Annotated in this window: 2 protein-coding genes; both read right to left on the bottom strand. The window is 58.9% G+C overall.

Annotation, left to right across the window (positions count from 1 at the left end; translation table 11 throughout):
- Window positions 1–10,672, bottom strand: a 10,672-nt coding sequence (locus tag ACFE7X_RS21740) for a DUF4082 domain-containing protein (RefSeq protein WP_375437790.1), incomplete at its 3' end; no start/stop codon positions are given.
- A gap of 871 nt (window positions 10,673–11,543) precedes the next feature.
- Entirely contained in the window at window positions 11,544–12,764 is a 1,221-nt protein-coding gene (locus tag ACFE7X_RS21745; protein ID WP_375437791.1) for a RepB family plasmid replication initiator protein, read from the bottom strand.
- Between the last annotated feature and the right edge of the window lie 83 nt (window positions 12,765–12,847).

Raw genomic sequence — 12,847 nt, forward strand, 5'->3', positions numbered from 1 at the left:
TGCTGGTTGCGGGCCCACCCGCGTTGAGGCGGTAGAGGGCCGTCACCCCGCCGGTGGGGGCCGAGGTGACTGTGACGCTGACCTGATCGGCGGCGCTGGCCAGCCCCGCATTGTCGGTCACCACTAAGGCAAACGTGTAGCTGCCGGCCACCAAGTTGCTGACAGTGGGTTGGGCTATTGTTCTGTTCGAGAACGTAGCCGTGTTCGGGCCGCTGGCCTGGGTCCAGGCGTAGGTGGCTACCGTGCCATCCGGGTCGGTGCCCGCGCCACTGAGCGTCGTGCTAGCCGTGGGCAAGGTCAGGGTCTTATCTGGCCCCGCGTTAGCCACGGGCGCCTGGTTACTGGCAGCGCCTGTAGTGAGCACCTCGATAGCGGAGACCTTGGGCTCGTCGGCGCCCGCCGCCCCCTTGCTGAAAGCCAGGGTGAGCTGGCCGTCCGTAACGTTCACTGTGAAGGTCTCGACCGTGGCCGTGTTGCGGCCCACCTTCCTGAGAATATCGTAGGCCGTGAGCACCCTCGTGCCCTCGGCTGCCACGTCGAACACGCGCTGGCCGGGGTTGCTGAAGTAGACCTCGGCAAAGTGGAGCTTGACGGTGTAGGTGCCGTTGGCCACGGGCAGGTTGTAGCTCATCGCGCCCCAGCGCTCGGTCTGGTACAACACGTCATCGGTGGTGCCGGCAATGGCGCCCCCCCCGCCGGAGGGGTTGCCGCCGGTGAAGTACTGATCGGCCGCGAAGGCCCCGATCGAGGTGCTGGTTGCGGGCCCACCCGCGTTGAGGCGGTAGAGGGCCGTCACCCCGCCGGTAGGAGCCGAGGTGACTGTGACGCTGACCTGATCGGCGGCGCTGGCTAAGCCTTGATTATCGGTCACTATCAAGCTGAACACATAGCTGCCGGCAACGAGGCCGCTAACGGTGGGCTGAGGTACCGTCTTGCTAGTAAAGGTGGCCGTGTTCGGGCCGCTCACTTGCGTCCAGGCATAGGTGGCCACCGTACCGTCGGCATCCGTGCCAGACCCTGCAAGCTCTACGCTACTCGTGGGCAAGGTCAGGGTCTTGTCTGGCCCCGCGTTAGCCACAGGAGCCTGGTTGCTCGTGGCACCGGTGGTAAGCACCTCGATGGCCGAGACCTTGGGCTCGTCGGCGCCCGCCGCCCCCTTGCTGAAAGCCAGGGTGAGCTGGCCGTCCGTAACGTTCACTGTGAAGGTCTCGACCGTGGCCGTGTTGCGGCCCACCTTCCTGAGAATATCGTAGGCCGTGAGCACCCTCGTGCCCTCGGCTGCCACGTCGAACACGCGCTGGCCGGGGTTGCTGAAGTAGACCTCGGCAAAGTGGAGCTTGACGGTGTAGGTGCCGTTGGCCACGGGCAGGTTGTAGCTCATCGCGCCCCAGCGCTCGGTCTGGTACAACACGTCATCGGTGGTGCCGGCAATGGCGCCCCCCCCGCCGGAGGGGTTGCCGCCGGTGAAGTACTGATCGGCCGCGAAGGCCCCGATCGAGGTGCTGGTTGCGGGCCCACCCGCGTTGAGGCGGTAGAGGGCCGTCACCCCGCCGGTGGGGGCCGAGGTGACTGTGACGCTGACCTGATCGGCGGCGCTGGCCAGCCCCGCATTGTCGGTCACCACTAAGGCAAACGTGTAGCTGCCGGCCACCAAGTTGCTGACGGTTAGGCTTGTGGTGGTTGCGCCCGTCAAAGTTGCTAGGCTGGGCGTATTCCCGACTTGGGTCCAACTATAGCCCGTGATGGTCCCGTCCGAGTCCGTACCAGTTCCGGTGAGCACCACACTGTTGGTGGGCAGCGTCAACGTCCGATCCGATCCGGCATTGGCTACGGGCGCTTGCGTGGACGTTACACTGATTGTAATCGGCAGTTCCATGCTAAGGAGCCCGTCCGTAACCCGCACTCGGAAGGAGTAGCTGCCCGGCCCCTGCGCGTCAGTGGGAGTCCAAGTGAAGGCTCCCGTTACGGCATTGATGGCCGCTCCCGCTGGTGCGGTTAGCAACGAGAAAGTTAGCGCATCACCATCAACGTCGCTGGCCGTGGCCGTGAAGCTGTAAGGCAACAACTCTGGTATCGTGGCTGTAGCCGGAACATTGGCTAGCACGGGGGCTTCGTTTACCGCGTTAAGCGCAATAGTTACCTGGGCGGAATTACGGAGCGCTGGCACCCCGTTGTCGGTGACTTGGACCGTTAAGATGAACTGCGGAGAAACCTCGTAATCCAGGGCGGTGCTGTTGGCCACTTGCAGGCTGTTGCCCACAAGTTTGAAGACGCCATTGGCATCGCCAGCGGTTATGCTGTACGCCAGGGTCTGGCCAGCATCCGGATCAGAGGCGGCAATAACCCCGACAACGCTGTTGATGGCCGCATTCTCGTTGACGGAGAATTGTTGCGCGGCAATAACTGGCGGGCCATTGACATCGGTTACGTTTACTGTCACCGTGGCCGTGGTATTGAGGGCGGGAGTTCCCGAATCCGCTACCCGCACCGTCAAGGTGAAAGTGGGATTGATGCTGAAATCCAGAGCGGTGTTGTTGTTGACGCGCAACGAATTGCCGACCAGCACGAAGGCGTTGCTGGTGTTACCCGCCGTGAGGCTGTAAGTCAGCGATTGGTTTGCATCGGGGTCGGTGGCCATTACCTCCCCGACCACGGCACCGTTGGCACTGTTCTCACTGACGGCAAAAGTTTGGCTGGCCATAACCGGCGCTTCATTCACGTCGGTGACCGTAATGGCGAACACCTTCTCGAACGAATTATTGGGGGCGCCATTTTCGGTTGCTCGTACCCTGATGGCGTAAGTGTTTTTGGCCTCGAAATCAAACGCAGCATTGGTCGTGAGGCTGCTGCCGGTAATTTGGAACGAAGCGTTATCGGAGGCGTCTGGGCCCGCTACCAGCGTGTAGGCGTACGTTTGCGGGCCAGCGGCCCCCGTACTGAAGCTGCCAACCGCGGTGCCACTAGGTCTGTTCTCGGGGACGCCGGCCTGACTCAAGACAATATCGGTGGGAGCCCCGTTGGCCACGGTGATGGTGATTTCCTCGTCGTCGGAGGCTGGGCCATCCGAAGCCACCACTTTGAAGGTGTGAGAACCAACCTGCGCCTGCGTTGGGGTCCAGCTGAAGGCGCCCGAAGTTGGATTTATGGTCGCGCCGGTGGGCACTGTTCCAGTCAAGCTGTAGGTAAGGGTTCCGCCATCCGGGTCGTTGGCGCTGACCGTGAAGGAAAGCGGCACGAGCACCGTAGCCGACTTGTTGCCGACCGCCGCTAGCACCGGGGCTTGGTTGGCTGCCCCTACCGACAGGGTGTAGGCGGCCGTTCCGGTGCAGGCGTCCTTGGTGGCCGTCACAGTTACGTTCGCACTGGCCACGGTGGCCGTAGGAATTCCACTGATGATGCCAGTAGTAGCATCCAGCGTCAGACCGGCTGGCAGGCCGGTGGCCGTTAGAGTATAGCCAGCGGGGGCCGTGCTCAGGGTTTGGCTGTAAGCCACTCCTACGGTTGCCGGCGCCAACGTGGTGCCCGTTGCGGGCGTGAAGACGACGGGAGGGCACGCCGGGGTAGCACAGTTGAACGCCACGCTTTGCAGCGTTGGAGTGGCAGAGGTGAGAGTAGTAGTTAAATCAGCTCGGTACTGGATGTAGCGGGAAGTGCCCCCCACCGTCGCGCCGCTAGCCGAAATGGCGGCAAATGATGTCCAGCTCCCATCCGGAGTGGCCGTATTGCCTTGCCGTTGCAACAGTTGCAGGCTGGTGCCCGCCGGCAAGTCCGCCGCCCAGGTAACCTCATTCCAGGTTTTAGCGCTGCCGCCATCGTACACCCGGGAAGTGAAGCTGCCCGCGCCGGCAAAAGGACTCAGCCGAACCCAGTCCAGACTTAATGTAACGCCATCCGCCGCGAAGTCGCTGGCACCCACGCGCATGGGCGTAGTCAACGCCACAGCGCTGGTGTGCACCAAAGTGCCATCAACGTAAAATTCGATGCTAGCTGCTTTCCAGTCGATCCGGTAGCGGTGAGGCGACCCGAATAGATTCGTGCTTCCGGGAATGGTAAAATCGTTGGGGGCGCCCCCATTGCTGACGCGCGCTTTCAAGCCCGTTGCACTGTTGCTACCCGTACTGAACATCGCCCAAATGCTGACCGTGTTGAACATGGCAGCGTTGTTGCCCGCGCCGAACCCAACGTGTTGATTGCTGGCGTTGCCGAACGTAGCGGTGAACTCAACTGACGTGCCGGGGCCGGATGTAGCAATTTCCGGCTCTGTGTTCAAGCGCGTGCCACTCACAATAGCTTGCCCGCCAGAGACGGTAGTAGCTACAGCGCTGGTGTTGGGCCAGAGGAAGCTTTGCCATTCCGTGGCCGGTGGGACCGTTGCAAACTCCTGCACAACCTGGGGCTTAAGAATTACCCCGCCGGCCGCGGGCCCATACGTACTCGTGCCCACCGTGCCCGCCGTGAAATTTCCAGCATTTTGGTCGCTGAAGCAAGCCGCTACGGCCGCCGTAACCGTGAAGGTGCGTACCACCTCGGGGGCGGCGGCGTAGGTGGCATTGCCGGCTTGCCTAGCCGTTACGGTAACCGTGCCGGGAACTCCTGTCAGCGTGAGGGTGCTGCCACTGACGGTAGCTGGCCCGGTAGCCTCATACGACACAGGTAAATTCGAAGAGGCGGTGGCCGTCAGGGCAATAGGACCGGCACTGGTTGTTACGTTGGGCAAAGGCTGCGCAAACGTAATGGTTTGGGCGGTAGCGGTGGTCGTTGGCTGCACCGTCAGCACTTGCAAGTCGCCTTGCTTGACGCAGCCTTTGGAATCGGTGATGCTGGTGAGGACAAACGTATTGGGGTTACTGGGAGTGAATACCACATCCACCCAATAGTTGGTAGCATTGAAGCTCTGGTTAGGGAAAGCCGTACTCGCACTACCTACAAATACACCATTACCCCCCACCACCTCGTTGGTATCCAGCGCTCTTAGCGGCCCATTGGTAACGCCCGTAGTGGCGAAGAACGCTGAATTGACAGCGTAGTTACCAACTGGAGCATGATAGGACGCAACGTATGTGGTGTTGGCGGTGATGCTAACCGGCGTCGAAAACAACACTTCCTGCCAACCCGAGGCCGTTTCGTTGACGAAAGTAGCCGTTGCCAGTTGGGCGCCCGCACTACTCCACAACGTGCCGGTATGCGTGCCTGTGTTGGTCGCTCCTTTGTAGAAGCGAATACCGGTAATCTGGCCGGCCACGGACGAACGGAACTTCACGCCTAGTTCGGTGGAGGAAGGGTCGTTGAAGGCCGCAGTGGCCGGGACAGTGGCGTTGCTCCAGATGCTGTTCGTTGCCGAGGACGAGGAGGCTACTACGCCGGTATTGAAGGCGGTGCCACTGGCCACATTCGGATAGGAAGTTCCGTTGACCACCAGCGCAAACGGTCCGGTACCGGCAGTGGCCGTGAAGGTGAGATTGATAGGTTGGCCGACCTGGACCGGACTAGCCGCCAACGTACCCGCCGGCAATGGGTTAGTGGTCACCTGCACCGCGCTTAGGGAGGTGCCCGAAGCCACACAGCCCCCGGCATCGGTGATGCTGGTCAGAACATAGTTTTGGGGCCCCGCGGCGGCGTTTTCTTTGAAGAGCACATCCACCCAGTAGTTGGCATCGTTGCCGCCGTTGGGAAATCCGCCGCCGTTGCCATACCGAAATACCCCGTTCACGCCATCGGTGCCCGCCTGCAATGCGGTGAGCGGGCCATTGATAACGCTTGTGCCGTTGAAAAAACCTGGGCTGATGGCAAACCCACCATCCGGCGAGTAGTAGGAAACGATGTAAGTGGTGGCCGCCGTAATGGCTACCGGCGTCGAAAAGCGCACTTCCTGCCAGCCCGAGGGTGTTTCCCCGCTGAAGGTAGCCGTGGCCAGCTTGGTGCCGGTCGCATTCCAGAGCGAGCCTACGTGCGTGCCCGTGTTGCCCGCGCCCTTGTAAAACCGGATACCCGTAACCATACCGCTCACCGCGGCCCGGAACTTGGTACCCACTTCGATGGCTTGGTTGCCATCCGTTACGTAGGGTGTAGTGGGAGTTCCCGTGTTGCCCCAGATGCTTGCCTCGCCGGAGTTGAAAGTGGCAAAGGTTTGGCCCACGGTCACATTGGGATAAGTCACGCCATTGACCACCAAATTGAAGGGGGCCTGACCCGTAGCGGTGGATAACCTGAGCGCAACCGGGCTGCCAGGGCACACCGAAGATTCCACGGCGGCAATGGTAGCCGTGGGGGTTGTGCACGCTACAGCGTCGTAGGTTGCTAGGTAGGTGCCGGTGCTGGCAGGAAAGAAGGCGTACGGCACCCCCTTGATGGTTTCCGTACGGTAGCTGACGGCCGCCCCGTTTACGGTCAGGTTAAGCAAGCGGCCGGCAACTGCCTCCACGGGCAACATTGCCTCCAGGTTAAGAACATTGTCCCAGACCGTTACCGAGAAGCTTAGCTTATTGGCGTTCCAGGTCATGGCCCCAAACGAGGAGTTGTTGCGGCCATCCAGCCAGGTTAGCATCTGCTTGGCCGAAATCACTGGTACCTGCCGGCGTATCGCCTCAGCAACAATGGCATCGGAACCCGGAGAGCTATTTTGGTCGGTATGCATGTTGGCCGTGAACACGCCGTAGTAGCCTTTGGGGCCCAGCGCGTTTTCCAGCAAGGTGCTGATGTGGGTGGAGTAAGTGATGTTCGACTCGTCGGTGAGTTGCGTGGCAGCCTGGTAGCAGTCGATGAGGGTGCCATCTAAGTCGGCAAAGCGCATGGGCATGCCCGAGCCGGTGAACAGGCCCGGCCGGTCCTGAATCCAGGCGCCGGGCCAGTAGTAATAGTTGTCATCCAGCCGGATGCCGCGCTCGGCCTCGATCTTGGCCTGACTGGCCCAGTCGCTCCACGAAATGCAGTGCGTCCGGTGGGTGGACGTAGGCGAGATGCTAGGAAACTCTGCCGCCAGCTGCGGCAATTGCGTGTCAAAGAAGCTCCGGAGGGAAGTCGGCGTCCAGGCCGCGCAATTGGTGTTCAAGTGCAAGCCTATCTCAAATCCTTGCGCCTCGAAGGCCGCCGCTTGCGCATCGGTCATGGGCGTGCTAGGATAGATATACGATGTACCCCGGATTGCTCTCCAGTTGGCCACGTCCAGCGGCGTGTTAGGTCCTTGTCTCAGGTATTGGTCGAATCGGCCCACGGTGCCGCCATTGCCATGGTCGTCGCCGGTCATGACGACGGCAGCTTTCAGGCTCCGGGGCAGATACCAGAAGCGGGGCAGGGGTTTCTTGTTGCCCTTCACGATGATGTTGGCTAACAGGCGCTGCTGCTCATCGGCCTGCGGAATGGCCACTTTGTCGAAATCAATCCAATCCCGATAAAACATATCATCCGACCGAATAGGGCCGGATTCCCCGTCGCGCTTCTGTCCGGCCCACGCGGGGTTACCCTGGCGGGTATAGACGATGGAACGGGCCAAATCGTAGGTGAAGGCAATGGCTTTGCCGCCGTTGGTGCCCACCAGCTTTTGCGTGACGGCTGGGTTGCTGCTAGCGGCCGTCGAGCTGGTATACAACGTGGCCAGGCTGGTGGTGCCGCTGTTGAGCGTGTAAAGGTCGGCAGCGCCATGAAACTGCATGGTTTGATTGACGATGCCCACACCCGGCCCACTCGTGGTGTTCACCAACACATACTTGTCGGCAAGCGGCGTGCCGCCTACGGGCGTGATACCCAGCAAGGAAGCCAGTTGCGCATCGGGCTTGAAGGCAATCAGGGTGCCGCCGGCATTCACCCAGTTGGTAAGCAGCGGTACGTCGGCGGCCACCAGCGCAATGGCTCCCAGCACAACAACGTCGTAGCTGTTAAGCAAGCTGGGGTTGGCTCGCACTTCCATTATGTCTTTGGCGGCAAACTCGTTGAAGCCTTCCGCCCGCAGAATCTCCACGGGGTAGCGGCTGAACGGATTCGCGGAGGCGCTAATCACCAGAATAGGACCACCCGGCCCTTCATTGGGGGAAGGCAACGCCGGGGGCGGGGTACTGCGCGTAGTGAAAGACGCCGTGTAGGTGGCGGCCAAGGCATTGCCGGCCACGTCCTTGACACGCGGGTCGGTGTTGCCGCCCCGCACGGACACGGTATAGGTAGTGGAGAAGTTCAGCGAACTAGTTGGATCGAGGGTAACCGTTTGGCTGCCGGGCGTATAGGCCACGGTAGCTGCTACCGGTGAGCTGCCATTCAGTAGCTGGATGGTGCTGGTTGAAACACTAGCGGGGTCCAGCGCCTCACTGAAGGTGACGCTGATGTTGTTTGCTACTGCTACGCCGGCCGCGTTATTGGTGGGCGTGGTCGAGGTAACTGATGGGGGGCTTGTATCGGGGCCCACCGTGGTGTTAAACACCACGTCCACAAAGTAATTGCTGGTTTGAAAGTTATTCGTTGGCAAGGCAGGACTGGCGGTGTACAAGTACACGCCATTAGGGCCGTCTTCCCCACTGGCCAAACCGCGTAAGGGTCCATTCACGATAGCCTGACCAAAACCAGGATTCTGAGCGGAATAGTTGCCGCTGCTGCTATGATACGAAATCAGGTAGGTGGTACCCGCCGTTACCGCTACCGCGTTGGAAAAAGCCACCTGCTGCCAGCCACTAGCGGTTTCACTGGTAAAAGTTGCTTGGGCCAACAGCGTACCGGTACTGCTGTAGAGCTGCCCGATGTGCGTACCTGTGTTGCCGCTCTGCTTATAGAACCGGACCCCGGTGATGAACCCAGTTGCAGTGGACCGGAACTTCATGCCCAGCTGAATAGCTTGTCCGTCGTTGTTGAGGTTGCCGGTGGGAATTGTGTTAGGCTGGAACAGGGTACAAGGACACACCACTGCACCCGGCGGCGCAACGGTAACGTTCACAACAACAGGGGCGCTCATATTGCCTGAATCATCGAAGGCGCGGCTTCGGATGGTCGCGAGTCCCTGCGTCGAGGGCGTCCAGGCGTAGGTCCAGCTAGTGGTACCCGTGGCAAGGCGCCAGCTCGTGCCACCGTCGGTGGATATTTCCACGCCGGCCACCGCGCTGGCATCGGAGGCGGTGCCAGTAACCGTAACTCCCTGGCCACTAGGCAACGAAGCTCCCGCCGTTGGCGAATTGATTACGACCGTTGGTGCTTGCGTATCCGTAGAAGCGGTAGCGGCTATTAAGCCGGTTTCCAGCGAGCCAGGCTGCACACCCATATCCGCAAACAGGTTGACCGTTGCCTGCTTCATCACTGGGCTGGGGGCAGCACCCGCCCCAACGATGGCCCGGTCATGGTTGCCATCGAGCCCCCACGACCATTGCACGGTGCCCGCGCCGAACACAAGTGCCCCGCTGCTGTGCTTGTAAAGGGAAAGGTGGTGAGTTTTGCCCCCGAGCACGGTTTGCGAAAGGAGCATGCGGCCGGCCGGGTACGTGCTGCGAAACGCGTCCTGCTCCGGATTCCACTCGTAGCCAATAGTACCGGCCGTCAGGGTGGCCGTGGCGCCGTTGGCGAGTGCCGCCACGGAGGTGTTGCGCCAAAAGCGCAGGTTCTTGTAGGTAGCCGGCACCTCCAAGGGCCCGGTATTTTCAGCCCAGCTGATTTGTCCGCTCAACTCGTTTTCTGGCCGGCAGGCCCCGCCATTCGGGAAGTCGCAGCCGCCCCGCCACAGGCCCGTCCATTCTGTCGAAGGGTCGCACTTTCCGTTGCAGGTATTTTCGCCCTGAGCTCCTTCCTTGTAGCATACCAAGGTCCGGTGGTTGCTTTCCCAGCGCGTCTTCCAGTACACTTCGTTGCCGCTGAAAAAGGCTAAGTGCTTGCCTGCCGTGCGCGCCGCCGCCACGTTGGTCCGGGCCGTCACCGACCAGTACTCGTCGTGCCCCACCGACATAAACACCTTGTGGGTGGTAAGCAAGGCGCCGCGCCGGTCGGTGTCCACGTTGGTGGTGTAGCTCACGTTGTAGCCATTGGCCTCTAGCCAGCGAATCATCGGATACTCCGCGTTGAAAAGCCAGTCCTCCTCGGGGCCACCGCCCCCACCCCCACTGCGCGTGAGAAAGGGCCGGTTGTAGCTCACCTTCGACGCTTTGCCTCCGGCCCCGGCGTACAGGCTCTTGCCGTTGTTGGCGTCGCCGTATACATTGTACGCCTGCCAAGTAGCGTCCGACGTTTGAAACAGCAAGTCGGAATTCCCGGCATCGTCTCGCACGATAAACACAATGTGGCTGGCGTTCTGGCTACCGGAACGAGTCAGTTTGGCAATATAAACGCCCGAAACCGCGCTGGCAGGAATGTCCCAAAAGGCCGATTCAGCCCAGTTACCACAATCCAAAAGGCCGGTACTGGCGTCGGTGATGCAATTGCCTTGCGCTTGGGGCAAAGTCACGCCAGCGGTTATGGAAGCTGTTCCCACCGAACGGGCCCCGTTACCCTGGTAGTAGCCTAACCTATAAATGGTAACCGTGTAGGCAGTAGCCGTAGTTTTAATTTTAAATCGAGCCCGTTCCCCTTTGTTGTAGCTGATATCAGTAGCAAATCCTTGGATTGATAAGTCACCAGCCCCAACAATTTGCCATTCCGTAGACGGACTGCCGGCCAAGGCGTTTTCAGTTACAATAGCGTTGGCTTGGGCCTGCGCCCGACTAGCAGACACACCAATGCAGAATGAAAATATAACTATGGCTTTAGCTAAATAGCCGTAATCCTTTGATGAGAAAAGATGAACAGCTATTGCTTTTACAGCACTTATAATAAAAGAAAGGAGAGGCAGTGATGAAAAAGCTTTCCGATTTCCACCAAACGTGGTATAGCGTCGTACAAGTAGTATCATGAGTCATGCAAAGGTGAGGGAGTAGCAATCGATTGCGTACCGTGTTTTGCACTAGGCAAATAGGTACCCATACCTCTCAATAAAGAGGCACAGAAGAAATCAGGCGAGTAGGATTAAATAGTTGAGAGACTAGTGTTGAGCCGAGCCATACGGGCGTATGGACAAAACAGGACTCTTATGCATCTTCCAAGTGGAAGCGCAATTGAGTGGATAGCCAATAGAGGTGCTTTTCTTGCTACTAAGTAATATTATTATATGTAAATAAAAAAATAATTAATTATAATTTTTTTATTTGTTACGTGCATTTTTAAGATTATATATAACTTATTAAACTATTTTTTATACAAAAGTGAGTCACTAGTTCTAGCCAATAGGTTCTAGATTCGCATGGCAGCAATCCCTATTTGCAGGTGGGTGTACCACAAGAGGCCTAAGTTGTCATTTGACGCTAGCGGCGCGACTCGACGGTGGCATCAACCACTTTGTTCGGTCAACGGGGTTTACAAAGCCTAAAGGATGCTCCTAATTAAGGTTCGCCGAATTGCATACTTGTTGCACCAGGGTGAAGCCACTCCCCTTTGCCGGGGTCAGTCTAAGGTCTCGTTTCAGAGTGGTCGCGGTAGTGCCGTTAGAAGTACAGCTTGGCCATTCCTTCATTCATCCCGTCTTGCGCTGCTAAGTCCTTTTATGGGGACTAGGCCCCGGCCTTCTGCTTGGGATAGAGCTGCGGAAACAAGCTGTTGATCTTGCTCATGGCCGTGGCAGCAATGTTATCGAAGATTTTGGTGCCCGCCTCGTACTCCTTCAGCAACTGATGCGTGTCTTTCATAAGCTTTTGCAGTTCCGGGTCGGTGAGCGAAAGAATGCGGTCGATCTGGTAGTCTTCCAGCTTGAACTTGCGCATGCGGCCGGCCACGCGGCTGCGAAAGTCGAGGGCGGGCGCTGCGGGCTGGGGCTGTTCAGAGGCCGGGGCAGGGAGCGTTGCTTCCCCGAGTTGTAGCTGCAACTGTTTGGGCTGCAGTCTGCTGGGTCCGTTGTAGTGGATATGAAACTCAATCGAGTCTACGCTGCGCCCCTTCTTTTTCTCGGTGTAAGAAATATCGAAGTTGAGCGTATTCAACTCTTCCAGCGACGGCTTTAATACATACTTGCGGTAATCAGCAAACTGGGGATAAGCCTCGCCTGTGGTCAGCTCGCGTAGCGTATCAACGTCGACCGTGTGCGGACTCTTGAACTTCCACATCTGCATAATCCAGTAGAACTTGTGCGTGTTGGGGCTCTTGATACTGAGCAGATCGGCTACCTGGCCGAGGGTAAAGTTCTCGGTCAGGTTGGTCAGGTAAGGAATTACATCGTTGGAGAAGTAGCCGGAGATGGTGCCCTGCCCACTATCTAGCTTCAGCGAATGCACCAGAGGCACCTTGTGGTAGTCTTTCTTGCGGTTGGGCATGGGCAGGTCGATGCGGATGGCGTCAAGCCCGTCCATGGCCACATGTAGGTATTGATAGCCGCGCCCGCCGATAGGTTGGTCGCCCACCAAGTCCGACAAGGGGATGACGATGCGCTTGCTATCGGCCTCATCGCGCCGCAATCCTCGCAGTAAGAGCACAAAGATGCGGGCCTCAAGCAACGTCATGGCCCAGGGGTGCTCGATCAGCACGTTGCTTTGGGCTACGGTGGTCGTGCGCCGGCTGTCTTGAATTTCCAGACGGTACGTGTCGCTTTCCGACTGCATCAACTGCTCGGGCTCAACGGCGGGGGCCATATCGCGCTTGGCGGCCAGCACGGCGGCATAAGCTTCGGGCTGGGTATCGAAGTAGCCCACACTCTTGGTTTTTCCGTTGATGCGTACTTGTCCTTTCCAGCGGTTACGGCTTTTTTCGAAGGTCGTGCCCGGATACTGATTTTTAGCCATAACATGAAGAAATACCCAAAGGCTAAGGTAGGAATTTCCAGATAGTAATAAAAATTATCTCTTTTCCTATCTCAGAGGTAACG

It is taken from the genome of uncultured Hymenobacter sp. (genome assembly GCF_964242765.1).
Taxonomy (GTDB): Bacteria; Bacteroidota; Bacteroidia; order Cytophagales; family Hymenobacteraceae; genus Hymenobacter.

Bases quoted from the DNA above. Each gene is read 5' to 3' on its own strand.
- ACFE7X_RS21745 (WP_375437791.1), bottom strand. From the start codon at position 12,764: ATGGCTAAAAATCAGTATCCGGGCACGACCTTCGAAAAAAGCCGTAAC.